This is a genomic window from Pectobacterium punjabense, from assembly GCF_012427845.1.
Classification (GTDB): domain Bacteria; phylum Pseudomonadota; class Gammaproteobacteria; order Enterobacterales; family Enterobacteriaceae; genus Pectobacterium; species Pectobacterium punjabense.
Window position 1 is genome coordinate 3,650,323 of sequence record NZ_CP038498.1, and the last position, 21,690, is coordinate 3,672,012.

General features: G+C 50.8%; 14 protein-coding genes, 2 tRNA genes and 4 rRNA genes. 10 read left to right on the top strand and 10 right to left on the bottom strand.

What is annotated here, in order from left to right; all coding sequences use genetic code 11:
- The first annotated feature begins 15 nt into the window (after nt 1-15).
- Both emrB and E2566_RS16615 read left to right on the top strand, forming a co-directional pair.
- A complete protein-coding gene (gene emrB / locus E2566_RS16610) occupies nt 16-1,551 on the top strand; it encodes a multidrug efflux MFS transporter permease subunit EmrB (RefSeq protein ID WP_107171027.1) in 1,536 nt (511 codons plus the stop codon).
- 204 nt (nt 1,552-1,755) lie between these two features.
- On the top strand, nt 1,756-2,940 hold the full coding sequence (locus E2566_RS16615; RefSeq protein WP_107171028.1) for a NupC/NupG family nucleoside CNT transporter: 1,185 nt from the start codon (nt 1,756-1,758) through the stop codon (nt 2,938-2,940).
- Nucleotides 2,941-3,123: 183 nt separating this feature from the next.
- On the opposite strand, the gene E2566_RS16620 is transcribed toward E2566_RS16615, so the two are convergent.
- Nucleotides 3,124-3,573: a DUF3574 domain-containing protein gene (locus E2566_RS16620; protein WP_107171029.1), complete on the bottom strand. Its 450-nt coding sequence runs from the start codon at nt 3,571-3,573 to the stop codon at nt 3,124-3,126.
- Between the two features lie 69 nt (nt 3,574-3,642).
- Nucleotides 3,643-4,794 (bottom strand): tRNA/rRNA methyltransferase, encoded by a 1,152-nt coding sequence (locus tag E2566_RS16625; protein ID WP_107171030.1) that lies wholly within the window; start codon nt 4,792-4,794, stop codon nt 3,643-3,645.
- A gap of 249 nt (nt 4,795-5,043) precedes the next feature.
- Between E2566_RS16625 and trxC the strand changes: the two genes are divergently transcribed.
- The 5 genes from trxC (at nt 5,044) to E2566_RS16650 (ending at nt 10,951) form a co-directional block, all read left to right on the top strand.
- Nucleotides 5,044-5,463: a thioredoxin TrxC gene (trxC, locus tag E2566_RS16630; RefSeq protein ID WP_107171031.1), complete on the top strand. Its 420-nt coding sequence runs from the start codon at nt 5,044-5,046 to the stop codon at nt 5,461-5,463.
- A gap of 135 nt (nt 5,464-5,598) precedes the next feature.
- Complete coding sequence (locus tag E2566_RS16635; RefSeq protein ID WP_107171032.1) at nt 5,599-6,333, top strand: tRNA-uridine aminocarboxypropyltransferase; 735 nt, start codon at nt 5,599-5,601, stop codon at nt 6,331-6,333.
- Nucleotides 6,334-6,365: 32 nt separating this feature from the next.
- On the top strand, nt 6,366-9,014 hold the full coding sequence (locus tag E2566_RS16640) for a bifunctional acetate--CoA ligase family protein/GNAT family N-acetyltransferase (RefSeq protein ID WP_107171033.1): 2,649 nt from the start codon (nt 6,366-6,368) through the stop codon (nt 9,012-9,014).
- Between the two features lie 198 nt (nt 9,015-9,212).
- The gene (gene pssA, locus E2566_RS16645; protein WP_107171034.1) at nt 9,213-10,568 is read left to right on the top strand and encodes a CDP-diacylglycerol--serine O-phosphatidyltransferase; all 1,356 of its coding nucleotides are present in this window, start codon (nt 9,213-9,215) and stop codon (nt 10,566-10,568) included.
- A 59-nt stretch (nt 10,569-10,627) separates the two neighbouring features.
- Nucleotides 10,628-10,951, top strand: a complete 324-nt coding sequence (locus tag E2566_RS16650) for a YfiM family lipoprotein (RefSeq protein ID WP_107171038.1) — start codon at nt 10,628-10,630, stop codon at nt 10,949-10,951.
- Here the strand turns inward: E2566_RS16650 and E2566_RS16655 are convergent.
- The 8 genes from E2566_RS16655 to gmhB form a co-directional block, all read right to left on the bottom strand.
- Nucleotides 10,948-12,228 (bottom strand): MFS transporter, encoded by a 1,281-nt coding sequence (locus tag E2566_RS16655; RefSeq protein ID WP_107171035.1) that lies wholly within the window; start codon nt 12,226-12,228, stop codon nt 10,948-10,950. The genes E2566_RS16650 and E2566_RS16655 overlap by 4 nt on opposite strands.
- A gap of 300 nt (nt 12,229-12,528) precedes the next feature.
- Nucleotides 12,529-12,644, bottom strand: a 5S ribosomal RNA gene (gene rrf, locus E2566_RS16660).
- Nucleotides 12,645-12,681: 37 nt separating this feature from the next.
- A tRNA-Thr gene (locus tag E2566_RS16665) sits at nt 12,682-12,757 on the bottom strand.
- An 18-nt stretch (nt 12,758-12,775) separates the two neighbouring features.
- Nucleotides 12,776-12,891, bottom strand: a 5S ribosomal RNA gene (gene rrf, locus E2566_RS16670).
- A gap of 134 nt (nt 12,892-13,025) precedes the next feature.
- A 23S ribosomal RNA gene (locus E2566_RS16675) occupies nt 13,026-15,924 on the bottom strand.
- Between the two features lie 227 nt (nt 15,925-16,151).
- A tRNA-Glu gene (locus E2566_RS16680) sits at nt 16,152-16,226 on the bottom strand.
- Between the two features lie 140 nt (nt 16,227-16,366).
- Nucleotides 16,367-17,899 (bottom strand): 16S ribosomal RNA (locus tag E2566_RS16685).
- The 16S, 23S and 5S rRNA genes sit together here with 2 tRNA genes alongside, the layout of an rRNA operon.
- Nucleotides 17,900-18,280: 381 nt before the next feature.
- Nucleotides 18,281-18,844, bottom strand: coding sequence for a D-glycero-beta-D-manno-heptose 1,7-bisphosphate 7-phosphatase (gene gmhB / locus E2566_RS16690; RefSeq protein WP_107169056.1), 564 nt, complete (start codon nt 18,842-18,844; stop codon nt 18,281-18,283).
- A 180-nt stretch (nt 18,845-19,024) separates the two neighbouring features.
- Here gmhB and metN point away from each other — a divergent pair, with 180 nt between their 5' ends.
- The 3 genes from metN to E2566_RS16705 all read left to right on the top strand — a co-directional run bounded on the left by metN (nt 19,025) and on the right by E2566_RS16705 (nt 21,579).
- Entirely contained in the window at nt 19,025-20,056 is a 1,032-nt protein-coding gene (gene metN, locus E2566_RS16695) for a methionine ABC transporter ATP-binding protein MetN (protein WP_107169055.1), read from the top strand.
- A complete protein-coding gene (locus tag E2566_RS16700; protein WP_107169054.1) occupies nt 20,049-20,702 on the top strand; it encodes a methionine ABC transporter permease MetI in 654 nt (217 codons plus the stop codon). Before metN ends, E2566_RS16700 begins: the two co-directional genes overlap by 8 nt.
- Before the next feature lie 61 nt (nt 20,703-20,763).
- The gene (locus E2566_RS16705) at nt 20,764-21,579 is read left to right on the top strand and encodes a MetQ/NlpA family lipoprotein (protein WP_107169053.1); all 816 of its coding nucleotides are present in this window, start codon (nt 20,764-20,766) and stop codon (nt 21,577-21,579) included.
- Nucleotides 21,580-21,690: the final 111 nt, after the last annotated feature.

The window sequence follows — 21,690 nt, forward strand, 5'->3', positions numbered from 1 at the left end:
GACCAGGAGAGAAACGTGCAGAGAAAACCGCTTAAAGGCGCGAGTCTGGCCTGGATGACCGTTGCGCTGTCGCTGGCAACGTTCATGCAGGTACTGGACTCCACCATCGCCAACGTCGCTATTCCGACCATCGCCGGTAATCTGGGTGCGTCCAACTCACAGGGAACGTGGGTTATCACCTCGTTCGGGGTCGCTAACGCCATCTCTATTCCTATCACTGGCTGGCTAGCCAAGCGGTTCGGTGAAGTCCGCCTTTTTCTATGGTCAACCGCGCTCTTCGCCCTGACCTCCTGGCTGTGTGGTGTGTCCACCAGCCTGGAAATGCTGATTTTCGCCCGTGTATTACAGGGGATCGTTGCCGGGCCGCTGATCCCGCTGTCACAGAGTTTATTGTTAAGCAATTATCCTCCCGCGAAACGCAGCATCGCGCTGGCGCTGTGGTCAATGACCGTAGTCGTTGCGCCGATCTGTGGCCCCATTCTGGGCGGCTGGATTAGCGATAACTATCACTGGGGCTGGATATTCTTCATTAACGTCCCACTCGGTATCGCGGTGGTGTTTATCGCGCTGCAAACGCTGCGCGGGCGGGAAACCAAAACCGAGATCAGGCCTATCGATACCATCGGGCTGGCGTTGTTAGTTGTCGGCATCGGTAGCCTCCAGATGATGCTCGACCGCGGCAAAGAGCTGGACTGGTTTAACTCGACGGAAATCATCACCCTCACCGTGGTGGCGGTGATTGCGATCGCGTTCCTCATCGTCTGGGAACTGACAGACGACCACCCGGTGGTGGATTTGTCGCTGTTTAAATCGCGTAACTTCACCATTGGCTGTCTATGTATCAGCCTCGCCTATATGTTTTACTTCGGGGCGATCGTACTCTTGCCGCAGCTATTGCAGGAAGTGTATGGCTATACCGCCACCTGGGCTGGACTGGCATCCGCGCCCGTTGGGCTGATGCCAGTAGTGCTGTCGCCGATCATCGGTCGATTCGCACCGCGTCTGGATATGCGCAAACTGGTGACGTTCAGCTTTATTATGTACGCCGTCTGCTTCTACTGGCGTGCATATACCTTCGAGCCGGGCATGGATTTCGGCGCGTCAGCCTGGCCGCAGTTCGTGCAGGGGTTTGCCGTCGCCTGCTTCTTCATGCCGCTGACGACCATCACGCTGTCTGGCCTTCCGCCTGAACGTTTGGCTGCCGCATCAAGTCTGTCGAACTTTGCCCGAACGCTGGCAGGCTCGATCGGAACCTCACTGACCACCACGCTCTGGACGCAGCGGGAATCGCTGCACCACGCGCACCTGACGGAATCGATCACACCGTATAATCCGATAGCGCAGGAAACGTACCAACAGCTTCAGGCAATGGGGATGAGTCAAACGCAGGCCTCGGCTTACATCGCAGAGCAGATTACGGCGCAGGGGCTGATTATCTCTGCCAACGAGATCTTCTGGGCTGCTGCGGGCGTATTTCTGGTGCTGCTGGTGCTGGTCTGGTTCGCTAAACCGCCTTTTACCACCGGTGGCGGAGGCGGTGGCGCGCACTAACCTATCAGAATCCCCCTCCCCTTTCGGCCAGTCATTGGCCGAAAGGGAACTCTCTTGCCACATCCTACCTTTCCCTGATTAATCGACTGTTTCCCCAATTGTTATAGCGCGATAGCGAATAAGGATTTACAGATTCGGGATAAACATATTTTCACATTCCGATTACAATGCGCCTCTTTTATTCGGGGATTGAGTGGTTCTTCTATGTCACAGGTTTTACATTTCATTTTGGCAACGACCGCCATTTTTTTACTGGCCTTACTCGTCAGTCACGACAGAAAACGCATCCGACTGCGTTTTATTGTGCAACTGCTGGTGATTGAAATTTTACTGGCCTATTTCCTTTTGCATTCCAGCATCGGGCTTAACGCGATTAGCTCCTTTGCCGGTTTGTTTGAAAAGCTATTATCTTTCGCCAACCAGGGGACCGATTTTGTGTTTGGCGGGATGAACGCACAGGGACTTTCCTTTATTTTCCTCAACGTACTCTGTCCTATCGTCTTTATTTCCGCGCTGATTGGAATTTTGCAGCACTGGCGCATTTTACCGCTAATCATCAAAGGCATCGGCACACTGCTGTCCAAAGTTAACGGAATGGGGAAACTGGAGTCATTTAACGCCGTGAGTACGTTGATGCTTGGGCAATCGGAGAACTTTATCGTCTATAAAGGCATCATCGCTGATATGTCACCACGGCGGATGTACACGATGGCCGCGACAGCGATGTCAACGGTTTCCATGTCAATCATCAGCGCCTACATGACTATGTTGGACGCTAAGTATGTCGTTGCAGCACTGATTCTGAATATGTTCAGTACCTTTATTATTCTGTCGATCGTCAACCCTTACCAGCCTGACGACGAACCGGAGCTGAAGCTGGAAAAGCTGCATGAAGACCAGAGCTTCTTTGAAATGCTGGGGGAATATATTCTTGCTGGTTTTAAAGTCGCGATGATTATTATGGCGATGTTAATCGGTTTTGTGGCCTTGATTGCCGCCGTTAATGCGCTGTTCAGCACCGTCTTCGGCATTAGTTTCCAGGCTATCATGGGCTATGTTTTTTCACCGCTGGCCTGGCTGATCGGCATTCCGTCTTCCGATATTCTGAATGCGGGCAGTATTATGGCAACCAAACTGGTGGCCAATGAATTCGTTGCCATGATTGAACTGAAGAAAATCGCGGCAGAGATGTCGCCACGCGGCTTGGGCATTTTGTCCGTATTCCTGATTTCCTTCGCCAACTTTGCGTCAATCGGCATTATCGCGGGCGCCATCAAAGGACTGAATGAAGCACAGGGCAACGTGGTATCGCGCTTCGGTCTGAAGCTGGTTTACGGTTCTACGCTGGTGAGCTTACTGTCTGCGGCAGTAGCGGGACTGGTGCTGTAGTCCTTTATCATAAATAGATAGGTTAAAAACCATCATACTAATGACAGAGTCACATATTAGGGGAAACACGGGGATGAGGTTCCCGCAGGGACGCCTCACCTCGTGGTAGCCCCGAGTATCTCGATCTCATCGCGATGATTTTTGACAATATCATCAGCCCCTGAAAAGGGGCTGATGAAAAAATCAGAACGCGACGCAGACGGGTGCATCAATCCGCATGACGGATTCCTGCGCAAAACGTGATTTGTAGGTAGTACGTAACGCTTCAATATCACGTTCTTTACCGGCGCCGTGAATCAACATCAGCGCCTTGCTGTTCTCTCTGGCAACCAGTCCATTGTTCCCCAGCCATTGTCCTTTAGCATCAAACACCGTCAGCCCTTCTTTAAAACGTGGCGTCACCTCACCGTCCAGAAATGCTTTCCACTCGGCATCAGAAATCACCGGGCCAGCAGGACGATTCAAACCAAAATACAGCGTAGTTTGTACCTGTTTGTCGCCAATCTGGCATACATCAGCGCTTGGTGCTGCGGCAACAGCAGTGGATGAACGTGGCAACGAACTGCAACCACTTGCCAGCAATGCACCCAACAGTAACGATATCGCGACAACTTTCTGCTTTTTCTGCTTCATCGATCGTTCTCTCATCCGTGGTGATGCCTTCTCAGAGGGGGATTGCCCTCTGAGAATCGGCACGTGATATCAAGCTTGGTTCTGCCGCCACCACTCGGACAGCAAAATGCCCGTTGCGACTGAAATGTTCAGGCTTTCAACCTTACCAGTACCGCCGATAGAGACTTTCACGTCCCCTTGTTGCCAAGCGCTATCCGACAGACCATCGCCTTCCTGACCCAGCACAATCACGGTTTTCGCCGGAAGCGTCGCTTTCGACAGTGCGGTCCCTTTATGGCTCGAGGTGGTCACGATGGTGTAGCCTGCGTGACGGAATTCAGCGAGTACAGACAGGAAATCGTCAGCGTTGATCGCTTTAACGTGTTCCGCACCGCCTTCTGCCGTGCGTACCGCCGCACCGGATTCCAGCAGTGCAGCATCCTGAACCAGCACGCCTTTCACACCGAAATGCGCGCAGCTACGCATAATACCGCCGAGGTTGTGCGGGTTACCCACATCTTCCAGCGCCAGCACACAGTCACTCTCGCCAACCGTTTTCAGATACTCTCGCACATCCAGTCCCTGACGCTTTTTAATTAGGAAACAGACGCCACCGTGGTGCTCAGTACCGGAAGCCTTAATCAGCTCTTCCTCTTCCACAACGTGATAAGCCTTGCGGTTTGCCGCCATCCAGCGCAGTGCATCGCGGAAACGCGGCGTCACTTCTTGCAGGAACCAGGCACGAACGATCACTTCAGAGCGGTTTTTAAACAGCGCCTGACAGGCATTTTCACCGTAGACACGCGTTTCTTCCTGACGCTGGCGACGCAGTTGCTCAGGATCGATCTGGCTCTTGCCAGTAATACCGCCATGATCCGGCGTATCGCTATCGCTTGGCGCACGAGACACGGTTTTCCACGGTGATTCATAACCCCCCGTATCTTCACCGCGCGGGCGACGAGGACGATCGCCGCTGCGTTCGTTACGATCTTTATTGCCCCATGGCGTTTTAGCACTGCTATCACCGTCGCGGGACGGGTTTTCCCGGGCATAACGCGGGTTAACATCACGCGGATGCTTCGGCTTTTCACGCTGATCGCGAGAGCCACCACCATCACGCCGATCGCCACGGCGATCTTTGTCAGCAGGGCGCTTGTTTTTATTCTCTTTCTCGCCCTCATCATCACTGCGGACGTACATCACACGGACTTTGCCGCTTTTACTATTGAATGAATCGCTCATTGTTCTCTCCACCTACGCGCTGGGCGCGAAGATTACCTTATGTACACCCGCTTAGCCACACGCTTGTGGTAAAAGAGCGCTAACAGTCAGAAGCTATTGTAGCTATTGGGCAAACCACGTTGTTGCCATAATGTCTCCCCACCATAATTTATTCACTCTTAAGCAACATGCCGTTGACGTTCCAATGCCGTATTACGCGCATTTTATCAGCGACATCTTTATTTTAGCCCTTTTATCTGAGGCCCTGTTATGAATACGGTATGTGGATCTTGCCAAACAACCAATCGCCTGCCTGAAGCGCGTATTGATGACCATGCAAAATGTGGTCGTTGCGGAGAAACCTTATTCAGCGGTGACGTCATCAATGCGACAGAAACAACGCTCGATAAGCTGTTACAGGACGATCTTCCCGTTGTGGTCGATTTCTGGGCACCCTGGTGCAGCCCTTGCGTTAACTTTGCCCCTGTGTTTGAAAACGTCGCACAGGAGCGGAGCGGGAAAATCCGCTTTATTAAGGTCAATACTGAAGCCGAACCATCACTCAGCGCACGTTTCCGTATCCGCAGTATCCCTACACTCATGATCTTCAAACAGGGTCAGATGGTCGACATTCTCAACGGCGCGCTGCCGAAAGCGCAGTTTGAGGAGTGGTTGGATGAATCACTGTAGAAAACTGTGAGGCATTATTGCCTCGCCTCTTTTGGTCAACCCGTCTGTCGATTAGAATGTCGTCTTTCTGAACCTGCTTCCCAATAATTAAAATGGAGCGGGTTCGTTGCAGAATCTCATGGCGTCATCTATTTCATGCTCAACCGCCCTTTCGTGAACAACAATGCCGTACTCCGCCTGCGTCAGCAACGTCTTGAGCAGTCAACCAAACCGTTTCGCGCCCGTGGCTGCCGCGTAGTTCGTTGTCAGCAGTGTTTATTACCCGAAACTAACTGCCTGTGCCACACCGTTCAGGCACAGCAATCCCGCAGCCGTGTGTGTCTGGTGATGTTTGATACCGAGCCATTAAAACCAAGCAATACCGGACGTCTCATCGCCGATATTCTGCCCGATACGCAGGCGTTTCGCTGGTCACGCACCGATCCCGATCCCGAGTTGCTTGCAACGCTGCAAGACCCAGATGTTCAGCCCTATCTGGTCTTCCTTGCCGATGCGGCGGAAGAAGGACGTCAGGTACTTCAACAACTTCCCGCAACAGAAAAGCCGGCCCTATTTGTCTTGCTCGACGGCACCTGGCCGGAAGCACGTAAAATGTTCCGCAAAAGCCCTTACCTGGATAACCTGCCAATTCTGTCGCTGAATGTAGAGGCACTTTCCCGCTATCAACTGCGTGAGGCCAGCAGCGCCGGGCAGCACTGTACCGCCGAGATCGCCATTGCCCTGCTCGCACAGGCGGGGGATCTTGTCGCGGCCGACGCGCTATCACAGCATTTTGATCGTTTCCGACAGCATTACCTGGCGGGGAAATCGCACCACCGTTTGCGGGAAAGTTTACCCATCGTCACAGCACAAGCGGCAGAAAGCGTTTAGTATCAAAGGGGATTGATGTGAAGGAGTGACGCATGAGCCAGCGCGGATTGGAAGCACTGTTACGCCCTAAGTCTATCGCCGTTCTCGGCGCATCAGAAAAACCGGGAAGAGCCGGTTTTCTGATGATGAAAAATCTGCTGGACGGCCATTTCAGCGGCCCCGTACTACCTGTTACGCCAAAATATCGTGCCGTTTGTGGCGTGCTGGCCTACCCCACTGTCGCCAGCCTGCCCATGACGCCTGACCTTGCTGTAATTTGTACAAACGCCAGCCGCAATCTGACGCTGTTGGAAGCGTTGGGGCAAAAAGGCTGTAAAACCGTCATCATCCTCTCCGCACCGCCGACCCAGTTCAGCGAGTTAAAGGCCTGCGCCGTGCGCTACCACATGCGCTTGCTTGGTCCTAACAGTCTCGGGCTACTCGCTCCCTGGCAAGGCCTGAACGCCAGTTTCTCTCCCGTTCCCATCATGAAAGGCAAGCTGGCATTTATTTCGCAGTCGGCCGCCGTTTCCAATACGATACTGGACTGGGCGCAGCAGCGCGGTATTGGCTTTTCCTATTTTATCGCGTTGGGCGACAGCCTGGATATCGATGTCGATGACCTGTTAGATTTTCTGGCACGCGACGGCAAAACCAGTGCGATCTTGTTGCATCTGGAACACATCTGCGATGCGCGTCGCTTTCTTTCCGCTTCCCGCAGCGCCTCCCGAAATAAACCGATACTGGTGATAAAAAGCGGTCGTAGCCAGCAGGCGCAGCAGTTGTTGAATGACCAGCGCCACGGCCTGGATGCCGCCTATGACGCCGCCATTCAACGCGCAGGCTTACTGCGGGTACGGGATACGCATGAGCTTTTTTCCGCGGTGGAAACCTTAAGCCACCTGCGGCCGCTGCGCGGTGAACGCTTGATGCTGGTGAGCAACGGTGCGTCGCCCGCCGCACAGGCGCTGGATCAGCTCCTCAGCCGACAAGGCAAGCTGGCACAGCTCAGCAAGGCGACCCAACAAGCACTACAGGAAGCGCTACCGCCAACCGTCACTATTGGCAATCCACTCGATCTGCGTGATGATGCGACCGCAGCCCGCTATCAGGCAGCAGTTTCGGTATTACTGGACAGCGATGAAGTCGATGCACTCTTGATCATTCACGCCCCCAGCGCCGCCGCACCCAGTACCGATAGCGCTGCGCAATTGATTACGCTCTTCCAACAACATCCGCGTGGGAAAAGAATTACGCTGCTGACCAACTGGTGCGGTGAATTCTCCTCGCAGGAAGCACGACGCTTGTTTAACGACGCAGGCATTCCGACCTATCGTACGCCGGAAGGCGCAGTTACGGCATTTATGCATATCGTCGAATATCGGCGTAATCAGAAACAGCTAAAGGAAACCCCAGCACTGCCGCTGAATTTAGGCATCAACGCCAGTCAGGCACATGCGCTGATTCATCAGGCGCTGTCAGACGGCGTGACTCAACTCGATACGCATGAAGTCCAGCCGATCCTACAAGCCTATGGTTTGGATACGTTACCCACCTGGATTGCTGGCGACAGTGCAGAAGCCGTTCATATCGCCGAGCAAATTGGCTATCCGGTCGCGATTAAGCTGAGATCGCCAGATATTCCACATAAATCGGAAGTTCAGGGGGTCATGCTCTACCTGCGAACGGCCACAGAAGTCCAACAGGCGGCAGAGGCGATTCTTGACCGGGTGAAGCGCACTTATCCGCAGGCGCGCATTTACGGCCTGTTGGTGCAGAGCATGGCAAATCGTGCTGGTGCGCAAGAACTTAGGATTGCCGTTGAACAAGATCCCGTTTTCGGCCCATTGATTATGCTGGGAGAAGGTGGCGTTGAGTGGCGAGAAAAGCAGGCTGCCGTCGCACTGCCCCCACTGAATATGACGCTGGCTCGCTATTTGGTATTGCAGGCAGTGAAAGGCGGCAAGATTCGGGAATACAGCGCGTTGCGCCCGCTCGATATTCCCGCGCTCAGCCGCTTGCTGGTTCAGGTTTCCAATCTGATTCTCGACTGCCCTGAAATTTCCCGGCTAGATATTCATCCTCTGCTCGCGTCAGGAGATACCTTTACGCTACTGGATGTCACACTGCATCTGACGCCGTTCAGTGGCGATCCGCAGTCGAGGCTGGCAATCCGCCCTTATCCCCATGAGCTAGAAGAAACGGTCGTCCTTAAAAATAGTGATGTTTGCCTGTTCCGGCCAATTTTGCCGGAAGATGAACCGCTGCTCAGCGCGTTCATTGCCAGAGTGACGAAGGAAGATCTGTATTACCGTTATTTCAGCGAAATTAATGAATTTACTCACGAAGACTTAGCCAATATGACACAAATTGACTACGATCGTGAGATGGCATTCGTTGCTGTGCGCCAGATCGGAGAAGAGACTGAGATTATAGGCGTAACGCGCGCGATTTCCGATCCAGATAATACGGATGCGGAATTTGCCGTGCTGGTACGATCCGATCTAAAAGGACTCGGCCTTGGCAGACGACTACTGGAAAAGCTGATTGATTACGCTCAAGCACATGGCCTCTCACGCTTGACGGGCATTACCATGCCGCATAATCAAGGTATGATTCAGCTTTCCAAAAAACTCGGTTTTCACATCGACGTACAATTAGAAGAAGGCATTGTGACGCTGGAATTACCGTTGAAGGAGTGAGCGGAAGACGTAACATGGCTCTTACAATGGGAATGGGATATCGGCCAACGGCAAAACAGACTCACTACAGCCGAAAAGTAATGGTATTATCGCCTATTCGGCTACTCCTTAACTTTTGATAATGACCAGAAGGTCATATACCCTGGCACAGCTCGAAGTATGATGGGTATAAACTGATGAGAGAAGAAACGCACTGTGATGCTGTCAAATTTTAAACGCAATAAATACCAACAGCACCTTGCACAACTGCCCAGAATTCCTCAGAACGCAGATGATGTTCAGACATTGCATTCGCCTGAGCTTTTCCGCACGACACTGATTAACGCCATTTTAAGCGCCAAGAAACGCATCTATATCGTGGCGTTGTATCTTGAGCGTGATGATGGCGGCATGGGAATTCTATCCGCAATTTATGAAGCCAAACGGCAGTGCCCGGAGCTGGATGTTCGCGTTCTGGTAGACTGGCATCGTGCTCAGCGTGGCAGAATCGGTGCGGCAGCAGAAAATACCAATGCCGATTGGTATTGCGATATGGCGAAAAAACATCCAGATACGCATTTCCCTATCTACGGTATTCCGGTCAACACACGTGAAGCGTTGGGCGTGCTGCACCTGAAAGGGTTCATTATCGATGACACTGTCATCTACAGCGGAGCCAGCCTGAATGATGTTTACCTGCATCAACATCAGAAATACCGTTATGACCGCTATCAGCTAATTCATAACCCAGTATTGGCTGAGACGATGGTGCAATATATCCAGACAATGCTGTCGGCTCCGGCAGTACAACGGTTAGATCATACCGATCGTCCGAAGAGTCTGGAGATCAAAAATGATATCAAACAATTCCGTCAGGCGTTACGTACCGCCAATTATATCGCCCCTGAACACAGCGCAAATGCGAACGAATTAACCGTCACGCCACTGGTCGGGTTAGGTAAGCAAAGCCCGTTGAATAAGACCATACATCACCTGATGTATTGCGCTAATGAACATTTGGTCATCTGTACCCCGTATTTCAACCTACCCGCTCTGCTGGTCAGAAATATCATCCGACTATTGCGGGACGGCAAAAAAGTAGAAATTATTATCGGCGATAAAACCGCTAACGATTTCTATATTCCAGAAGACCAGCCCTTCAAAATCATCGGCGCATTGCCGTATCTCTACGAGATCAACCTTCGCCGTTTCCTGAGTCGTCTGGAGCGCTATATTGAGAATCAGCAGCTTGTTGTGCGGCTATGGAAAGACGGTGATAACAGCTTCCACCTGAAAGGCATGTGGGTGGATGATAAGTGGCAGTTGCTGACGGGAAACAACCTTAACCCACGCGCGTGGCGCTTGGATCTGGAAAACGCCATACTGATTCACGATCCTCAGCAAGTACTGTTGCAGCAACGTCTGGATGAGCTGGACACGATAAGAACGCACACCCAGGTTGTAAAAAGCTATATGGAACTGGAAAGCATCGCGCAATATCCAGTGAAAGTCCGTAAGCTTATACGACGTCTGCGCCGTATTCGTATCGACCGGCTCATTAGTCGTATTCTCTAAAACTCGCGCTATACTTTAAAAAACCTCGGCTTCCGGGGTTTTTTATTATGGGGAAAGCTATGCGCGTACTATGTATTGCCGCAATACTTTGCTGCTCGGGATGTAGCCATATCGCGCAAGATCGTTGGACAGGGCAGGATAAAGCCCAACACTTTCTCGCCTCAGCCGCCATCAGCGCAGCCGGGTATGAATATGGTACTCATCAGCGCTGGAGTGCAGATCGTAGCGGGGGATTCGGCATTATGGTGGCAATCAGCGTAGGCATGGCAAAAGAGCTTTATGATAGTCGGGAAGGCGGGACAGGATGGAGCTGGCAAGATCTTGTTTGGGATATAGCCGGTGCAACCACCGGCTATGCATTATGGCAATTATCTGAACACTAAAGCTTCATCCCTTTGCCTTTACGATGTAGCGTTAATGACACAATAAACGCAACCGCCCCCATCGCTGAGACATACCAAAAGAAAGCCGTTTCCATACCAAATGATTTCAGCGAAAGTGCAACATATTCAGCAGACCCACCAAACAGTGCATTAGCCACTGCATAAGATAAACCTACGCCTAACGCACGGACTTCTGGCGGAAACATTTCTGCTTTTAAAATGCCGCTGATCGACGTGTAGAAACTGACGATAATCAGTGAGAGCATCACCAGAGAGAAAGCAAGAACAGGGCTCGTCACACTCTGTAAAACCGTCAGAATGGGAACCGTCAGCAGTGCAGCAAGCCCACCGAAGCAGAGCATTGAACTACGGCGCCCCATTTTATCCGACATCGCACCAAAGAACGGTTGCAGCAGCATAAAGATAAACAGAGCAAGCGTCATTAGCCCGCTGGCGGTTTTCGCATGCATCCCCGCGGTATTCACCAGATACTTTTGCATATAAGTGGTGAACGTATAAAAAGCTAAAGAACCACCGGCCGTAAACCCCAGAACAGTAATAAAGGCGCGGCGATGTTTCCACAATCCAGCAAGAGAGCCGGCATCTTTGTGTTCGCGAGTTGATTTATCAGATGTTTCATTGAGAGAGCGGCGTAAATAAAGTGCAACAATTGCCAAAATAGCGCCGAGAGCAAAAGGAATACGCCATCCCCACGCCCGTAAGTCTTCATCGCTCAGAATCTGCTGCAATATGACAACCACTAACAGCGCCAACAATTGACCGCCAATCAGCGTGACATATTGGAAAGAAGCATAGAAACCCTTTCTTCCCTCAACCGCGACTTCACTCATATACGTTGCACTGGTTCCATATTCTCCACCAACAGAAAGTCCCTGAAATAAACGGGCTAATAACAGTAAAAACGGTGCCCAGGTACCAATACTTTCATATCCCGGTAGGCAGGCAATAACCAGAGATCCAAAGCACATCATGCAAACCGAAATTAGCATTGAATTTTTACGACCATGCTTGTCAGCAATATAACCGAAAAGCCAACCGCCTATCGGTCTCATTAAAAAGCCTGCTGCAAAAACCCCTGCGGTTTGTAGTAGTTGAGTCGTGGTATTTCCCGAAGGGAAAAAGATATGGGCAAAATAGATTGAGCAAAAGGAATAAACATAAAAATCAAACCACTCAACCAAATTACCCGATGAAGCGCCAACTATAGCTCGGATGCGCTGGCGCGTATCTTTTGCATTTTCTGTTAGTTCAGTCATCTTATTTTATTCTCCTATTTTTCCGGGCATAAAACGATGCCCGCTATAGTAAAACAGTACTTAAACCCTGAGGCAAAAAGTTCCTGATTGTAATAATTTATTAATGTAGCGACGTAACTCTGCGGCTTTATTGTATTTAGCGGGGATATAGATAAATGAATCTTTAATAAACAATACGTTAATTATTAATTTGACAGCGAAGAAGATAAATAGAGGTTTTATTTAGGTAAAAAGAAGGATCTAATATATTGAAATAGAAAAAAGGCCATCCTTAATAGGATGGCCTTCTTCTTAATTGAAACCTGGCAGTTCCCTACTCTCACATGGGGAAGCCCCACACTACCATCGGCGCTACGGCGTTTCACTTCTGAGTTCGGCATGGGGTCAGGTGGGACCACCGCGCTATCGCCGCCAGGTAAATTCTTTTTTAAGCCGAACATTAACCCAAATAACTGGTGCTGATACCCAGAGTCGAACTGGGGACCTCACCCTTACCAAGGGTGCGCTCTACCAACTGAGCCATATCAGCGCACCTGTATAATTTGATGCCTGGCAGTTCCCTACTCTCACATGGGGAAGCCCCACACTACCATCGGCGCTACGGCGTTTCACTTCTGAGTTCGGCATGGGGTCAGGTGGGACCACCGCGCTATCGCCGCCAGGCAAATTCTGTTTCATTCCAACCGTTATGCTCTACTTTTCTTTTGTATCGCACAACCATCAGAACCAATCTTCGAACAAGCTGAATATCGTTCTCTATGAGTCTTTCATCACCCACAAAACACCTTCGGTGTTGTAAGGTTAAGCCTCTCGGGTCATTAGTACTGGTTAGCTCAACGTATCGCTACGCTTACACACCCAGCCTATCTACGTCGTCGTCTTCAACGGCCCTTCAGGGACATCAAGTGTCCAGGGAAGACTCATCTCGAGGCAAGTTTCCCGCTTAGATGCTTTCAGCGGTTATCTCTTCCGCACTTAGCTACCGGGCAATGCAATTGGCATCACAACCCGTACACCAGTGGTGCGTTCACTCCGGTCCTCTCGTACTAGGAGCAACCCCTCTCAATCTTCCAACGCCCACGGCAGATAGGGACCGAACTGTCTCACGACGTTCTAAACCCAGCTCGCGTACCACTTTAAATGGCGAACAGCCATACCCTTGGGACCTACTTCAGCCCCAGGATGTGATGAGCCGACATCGAGGTGCCAAACACCGCCGTCGATATGAACTCTTGGGCGGTATCAGCCTGTTATCCCCGGAGTACCTTTTATCCGTTGAGCGATGGCCCTTCCATTCAGAACCACCGGATCACTAAGACCTGCTTTCGCACCTGCTCGAGCTGTCACTCTCGCAGTCAAGCTAGCTTATGCCTTTGCACTAACCTCCTGATGTCCGACCAGGATTAGCTAACCTTCGTGCTCCTCCGTTACGCTTTGGGAGGAGACCGCCCCAGTCAAACTACCCACCAGACACTGTCCGCAACCCGGATTACGGGCCTACGTTAGAACATCAAACATTAAAGGGTGGTATTTCAAGGTTGGCTCCATGCAGACTGGCGTCCACACTTCAAAGCCTCCCACCTATCCTACACATCAAGGCTCAAGGTTCAGTGTCAAGCTATAGTAAAGGTTCACGGGGTCTTTCCGTCTTGCCGCGGGTACACTGCATCTTCACAGCGAGTTCAATTTCACTGAGTCTCGGGTGGAGACAGCCTGGCCATCATTACGCCATTCGTGCAGGTCGGAACTTACCCGACAAGGAATTTCGCTACCTTAGGACCGTTATAGTTACGGCCGCCGTTTACCGGGGCTTCGATCAAGAGCTTCGCCTTGCGGCTGACCCCATCAATTAACCTTCCGGCACCGGGCAGGCGTCACACCGTATACGTCCACTTTCGTGTTTGCACAGTGCTGTGTTTTATTAAACAGTTGCAGCCAGCTGGTATCTGCGACTGGCTTCAGCTCCATCCGCAAGGGACTTCACCTACGCGCCAGCGTGCCTTCTCCGAAGTTACGGCACCATTTTGCCTAGTTCCTTCACCCGAGTTCTCTCAAGCGCCTGAGTATTCTCTACCTGACCACCTGTGTCGGTTTGGGGTACGATTTGATGTTACCTGGAGCTTAGAGGCTTTTCCTGGAAGCGTAGCATTGGTTACTTCATCACCGTAGTGACTCGTCATCACGCCTCAGTGTTAACGATGACCCGGATTTACCTAAGTCACCCACCTTCACGCTTAAACCGGGACAACCGTCGCCCGGATAACCTAGCTTTCTCCGTCCCCCCTTCGCAGTAACACCGAGTACAGGAATATTAACCTGTTTCCCATCGACTACGCTTTTCAGCCTCGCCTTAGGGTCGACTCACCCTGCCCCGATTAACGTTGGACAGGAACCCTTGGTCTTCCGGCGTGCGGGTTTTCACCCGCATTATCGTTACTTATGTCAGCATTCGCACTTCTGATACCTCCAGCAACCCTCACAGGCCACCTTCAACGGCTTACAGAACGCTCCCCTACCCAACAACGCCTAAGCGTCGCTGCCGCAGCTTCGGTGCATGGTTTAGCCCCGTTACATCTTCCGCGCAGGCCGACTCGACCAGTGAGCTATTACGCTTTCTTTAAATGATGGCTGCTTCTAAGCCAACATCCTGGCTGTCTATGCCTTCCCACATCGTTTCCCACTTAACCATGACTTTGGGACCTTAGCTGGCGGTCTGGGTTGTTTCCCTCTTCACGACGAACGTTAGCACCCGCCGTGTGTCTCCCGTGATAACATTCTTCGGTATTCGTAGTTTGCATCGGGTTGGTAAGTCGGGATGACCCCCTAGCCGAAACAGTGCTCTACCCCGAAGATGAATTCACGAGGCGCTACCTAAATAGCTTTCGGGAGAACCAGCTATCTCCCGGTTTGATTGGCCTTTCACCCCCAGCCACAAGTCATCCGCTAATTTTTCAACATTAGTCGGTTCGGTCCTCCAGTTAGTGTTACCCAACCTTCAACCTGCCCATGGCTAGATCACCGGGTTTCGGGTCTATACCCTGCAACTTAACGCCCAGTTAAGACTCGGTTTCTGCGGCTCCCCTATTCGGTTAACCTTGCTACAGAATATAAGTCGCTGACCCATTATACAAAAGGTACGCAGTCACCTAACAAGTAGGCTCCCACTGCTTGTACGTACACGGTTTCAGGTTCTATTTCACTCCCCTCGCCGGGGTTCTTTTCGCCTTTCCCTCACGGTACTGGTTCACTATCGGTCAGTCAGGAGTATTTAGCCTTGGAGGATGGTCCCCCCATATTCAGACAGGATGTCACGTGTCCCGCCCTACTCATCGAACTCACAACTTGTGCATTTTGTGTACGGGACTATCACCCTTTACTGTGCGACTTTCCAGACGCTTCCACTAACACACAAACTGATTCAGGTTCTGGGCTCCTCCCCGTTCGCTCGCCGCTACTAGGGGAATCTCGGTTGATTTCTTTTCCTCGGGGTACTGAGATGTTTCAGTTCCCCCGGTTCGCCTCATTACGCTATGTATTCACATAATGATAGTGTGTCGAAACACACTGGGTTTCCCCATTCGGGTATCGTCGGGTATAACGCTTCATATCAGCTTACCGACGCTTATCGCAGATTAGCACGCCCTTCATCGCCTCTGACTGCCTAGGCATCCACCGTGTACGCTTAGTCGCTTAACCTCACAACCCGAAGATGTTTCTTTCGATTCATCATCGCGCTGCGATTATTTGAGAGACTCATTGACAGACTGACTCACCACGACACACCCGAAGGCCGTCATGCATGTTCAGCTGTCATGTTTCAATTTTCAGCTTGTTCCAGATTGTTAAAGAGCAATATCGTAAACATGACTCCGAAGAATCATCTTTAAGATATTCATGATAATGTCTTTCACTCATTATCGGATTGGCGTCCCCAAGGGGATTCGAACCCTGTTACAGCCGTGAAAGGGCAGTGTCCTAGGCCTCTAGACGATGGGGACACGAAAAATCCGTACCGAATTAAAAATCCGGCACTATCGCGTCAGCATGAGTTAACACTCATTACATCAACAGGTGCGCTTGCTCAGTATTTTCATCAGACAATCTGTGTGAGCACTTCACTTAACACACATCTTCTTGGTAAGGAGGTGATCCAACCGCAGGTTCCCCTACGGTTACCTTGTTACGACTTCACCCCAGTCATGAATCACAAAGTGGTAAGCGCCCTCCCGAAGGTTAAGCTACCTACTTCTTTTGCAACCCACTCCCATGGTGTGACGGGCGGTGTGTACAAGGCCCGGGAACGTATTCACCGTAGCATTCTGATCTACGATTACTAGCGATTCCGACTTCATGGAGTCGAGTTGCAGACTCCAATCCGGACTACGACGTACTTTATGAGGTCCGCTTGCTCTCGCGAGGTCGCTTCTCTTTGTATACGCCATTGTAGCACGTGTGTAGCCCTACTCGTAAGGGCCATGATGACTTGACGTCATCCCCACCTTCCTCCGGTTTATCACCGGCAGTCTCCTTTGAGTTCCCACCATTACGTGCTGGCAACAAAGGATAAGGGTTGCGCTCGTTGCGGGACTTAACCCAACATTTCACAACACGAGCTGACGACAGCCATGCAGCACCTGTCTCAGAGTTCCCGAAGGCACTAAGCTATCTCTAGCAAATTCTCTGGATGTCAAGAGTAGGTAAGGTTCTTCGCGTTGCATCGAATTAAACCACATGCTCCACCGCTTGTGCGGGCCCCCGTCAATTCATTTGAGTTTTAACCTTGCGGCCGTACTCCCCAGGCGGTCGATTTAACGCGTTAGCTCCGGAAGCCACGCCTCAAGGGCACAACCTCCAAATCGACATCGTTTACAGCGTGGACTACCAGGGTATCTAATCCTGTTTGCTCCCCACGCTTTCGCACCTGAGCGTCAGTCTTTGTCCAGGGGGCCGCCTTCGCCACCGGTATTCCTCCAGATCTCTACGCATTTCACCGCTACACCTGGAATTCTACCCCTCTACAAGACTCTAGCCTGTCAGTTTTGAATGCAGTTCCCAGGTTAAGCCCGGGATTTCACATCCAACTTAACAGACCGCCTGCGTGCGCTTTACGCCCAGTCATTCCGATTAACGCTTGCACCTCCGTATTACCGCGGCTGCTGGCACGGAGTTAGCCGGTGCTTCTTCTGCGGGTAACGTCAATCGATGAGATTAATCTCACCGCCTTCCTCCCCGCTGAAAGTGCTTTACAACCCGAAGGCCTTCACACACGCGGCATGGCTGCATCAGGCTTGCGCCCATTGTGCAATATTCCCCACTGCTGCCTCCCGTAGGAGTCTGGACCGTGTCTCAGTTCCAGTGTGGCTGGTCATCCTCTCAGACCAGCTAGGGATCGTCGCCTAGGTGAGCCATTACCTCACCTACTAGCTAATCCCATCTGGGCACATCCGATGGCAAGAGGCCCGAAGGTCCCCCTCTTTGGTCCGAAGACGTTATGCGGTATTAGCTACCGTTTCCAGTAGTTATCCCCCTCCATCAGGCAGTTTCCCAGACATTACTCACCCGTCCGCCGCTCGTCACCCGGGGAGCAAGCTCCCCTGTGCTACCGCTCGACTTGCATGTGTTAGGCCTGCCGCCAGCGTTCAATCTGAGCCATGATCAAACTCTTCAATTTAAGATTTGTTTGATTTGCTGAACTCGTCAGCGATGCTCAAAGAATTAAAACTGTTTATTCGTAATGAATTTACTGTTGTTCACTCTTCAAGACTTTTTTATATCGTTAAGATACGGTCTTGTGAGTGCCCACACAGATTGTCTGATTATATTGTTAAAGAGCAGTGCGTTGCGGCCTTAACCGCTTCGCGAGGTGGCGTATGTTACGCTTTCCACCTTGAGAGTCAACGTTTATTTTAAAGCGTTTTCTCTTTCTTTATCGACCCGGTTGTGTGTTCACAGCGCCGTGTTGATGGAGGCGCATTATAGGGAGCCAATTCAGAAGCGCAAGCAAATCTAGTAAACTTTTTTCCGTTTGCGCATCTTTCATTCGTTCCGCTTGTTAACTGCGCGTTTTTATCCATTTTGGCAGCTCTGCGAGGCTTTCCAGCACACCATCAGCCAGCGCTTCGCCCTGCTCAGTAACCGGTTTACCGGTGCGAACCAGTAATTTATTTCCCACACCAGCGCCAATGGCAGCCTGCATATCCTCTACCTTATCCCCCACCATATAAGATGCTGCCATATCAATGTGCAGTTCACTCTGTGCGGAAAGCAACATACCCGGCTCAGGCTTACGACAATCACAGACCTGCCGATACTCATCTTCGCCAGCTTCAGGGTGATGCGGACAAAAGTAGATGCCATCCAGATCAACACCGCGGTCTGCCAGCGACCAGTCCATCCATTCTGTCAGTCGCATAAACTGATCTTCTGTAAATTTACCGCGGGCGATGCCGGACTGATTCGTCACTACAACCAGCGCGAACCCCATGCTCTTCAACTCGCGCATAGCATCGATAACACCATCTATAAATTGAAAATCGTCAATCTCATGGACATAACCGTGATCGACATTGATCGTACCGTCACGATCAAGAAAAATTGCTGGAACGCTTTGTGCCACTGACTTTGCTCCTGAATGGCGGAAATTGCGCAGTAGTATCGCATGTTTTCTCCCACAGAGAGAATGTAGAGCCATGACAATCCCGATTGACTTAGCCGTCTAGACGCCCTAACATCCATTTCATATTCTGTTGATACAGAAACTAATTTATCCAGCCATAGGCACTTACGATAAAAACATATGATTGAACTTTCTAATATTACTAAGGTTTTCCAGCAGAATGGGCGGGCCATTACCGCACTTTCTGATGTCAGCCTTCACGTCCCCACCGGGCAAATCTATGGCGTTATCGGTGCATCGGGCGCAGGTAAAAGCACACTGATCCGCTGCGTCAATTTATTGGAACGCCCAACAGAGGGGAAAGTGCTGGTCGATGGGCAAGAGTTGACCCAGCTATCCGATAGCCAACTGACACGCGCTCGCCGTCAAATCGGCATGATTTTTCAACATTTCAACCTGCTCGCTTCGCGTACCGTTTTTGGCAACATTTCGCTACCGCTGGAATTGGATAACACACCAAAAGCGGATATTGCCAAGCGCGTGAATGAATTATTGGAGCTGGTTGGGCTAGCAGATAAACATGACGTGTACCCAGCCAACTTGTCCGGCGGACAAAAGCAGCGTGTCGCTATTGCCCGCGCGCTGGCGAGCAATCCCAAGGTTCTGCTGTGTGACGAAGCAACCAGTGCATTAGATCCTGCAACGACGCGTTCGATTCTTGAATTACTGAAAGACATCAATCGCCGTCTTGGCCTCACCATTCTTCTTATTACACATGAAATGGATGTGGTGAAACGCATTTGCGATCAGGTTGCGGTGATCAGTGACGGACGGCTCATCGAGCAGGACACCGTAAGCGAAGTCTTCTCGCATCCCAAAACGCCGCTGGCGCAGAAATTCATTCAGTCAACGTTACATCTGGATATCCCTGACGATTACCTCACTCGTTTGTCACCAGAGCCTCGTCCAGAAACTACGCCATTATTACGGATGGAATTTACCGGCAAATCAGTGGATGCCCCACTGCTGTCCGAGGTTGCTCGGCGCTTTAACATTAACAACAACATTATTAGTGCTCAGATGGATTATGCCGGTGGCGTCAAGTTCGGCATCATGCTGACAGAAATGCACGGCAATGATGCAGATATCAAAGCCGCAATCCAATTCCTGCAGGAAAGTCACGTTACAGTTGAGGTTCTGGGTTATGTCTGAAGCAATGATGTGGTTAATGGCCAAGGGAGTATGGGAAACCGTCGCGATGACGTTCGTTTCTGGTTTCTTTGGCTTTGTGCTTGGCTTACCTGTAGGCGTTTTATTGTATACCACGCGTCCGGGGCAAATCATTGCCAATCCAAAGCTGTACCGGATCGTTTCTGCACTGGTAAACATTTTCCGTTCGATTCCGTTCATTATTTTGCTGGTCTGGATGATTCCCTTTACCCGCATCATTGTCGGAACCTCTATTGGTCTGCAAGCGGCGATCGTTCCTCTCACCGTAGGTGCAGCCCCGTTTATCGCCCGCATGGTCGAAAATGCACTACTTGAAATTCCAACTGGCCTGATCGAAGCCGCCCGTGCAATGGGTGCGACGCCGATGCAAATCATTAGAAAGATATTACTGCCGGAAGCGTTACCGGGGCTAATTAATGCTGCAACCATCACTCTCATTACGCTCGTAGGCTATTCTGCTATGGGTGGTGCCGTCGGCGCAGGCGGCTTAGGTCAAATTGGTTATCAGTATGGTTATATTGGTTATAACGCGACGGTCATGAATACGGTATTAATATTACTGGTTGTTTTGGTTTACCTGATTCAATTCTGCGGCGACAGAGCAGTAAAAGCTGTCACACATAAGTAATCACCACAATACGCATTTGCCTGAGGGCATCTGCCAAAAACAGTTAATTAGGGGTAAGGATATGGCGATTAAACTGAAATCTATTGCGACCATTGGCGCACTTATTGGTGCGCTGGCGCTAGCGGGATGTGGGCAGGAAGAAAAAAATCCTAATCATATTAAAGTCGGCGTTATTGTTGGCGCAGAACAACAAGTTGCGGAAATCGCGCAAAAAGTGGCGAAAGACAAATATGGCCTGGACGTTGAGTTAGTCACATTTAACGACTACGTGTTGCCAAATGAAGCCCTGAGCAAAGGTGATATCGATCTGAATGCTTTCCAGCACAAACCTTATCTGGATCAGCAGATCAAAGATCGTGGTTATAAACTGGTTTCTGTCGGCAACAGCTTTGTCTACCCGATTGCCGGTTACTCCAAAAAAATCAAATCGCTGAATGAGCTGCAAGATGGTGCGCAAATTGCGCTGCCAAACGACCCGACCAATCTGGGCCGCTCCCTGCTGCTGCTACAAAAAGTCGGCTTGATTAAACTGAAAGATAACGTTGGCCTGCTGCCAACGGTACTGGATGTCACTGAAAATCCGAAAAATATCAAACTGGTTGAACTGGAAGCGCCACAGCTGCCACGTTCTTTAGATGATGCGCAAATCGCGCTGGCTGTCATCAACACCACTTACGCTAGCCAGATTAACCTGACGCCAACTAAAGATGGCCTGTTTGTTGAAGAGAAAGATTCTCCGTATGTAAACCTGCTGGTTTCACGCGAAGACAACAAAGACGCTGAAAGCGTGAAGAAATTCGTTCAAGCTTACCAGTCTGACGAAGTCAATGACGCAGCAAATAAAATCTTTAATGGCGGCGCAGTGAAAGGCTGGTAATCCTGCCCTAATGTGTTTAATTAAAAGATATCTGCAAGACGGGCTACGGCCCGTCTTGTTATTTGTGCAATTGCTTGCTTCAATACTCGCTCTTTGAGAAAAAGCAGAGGA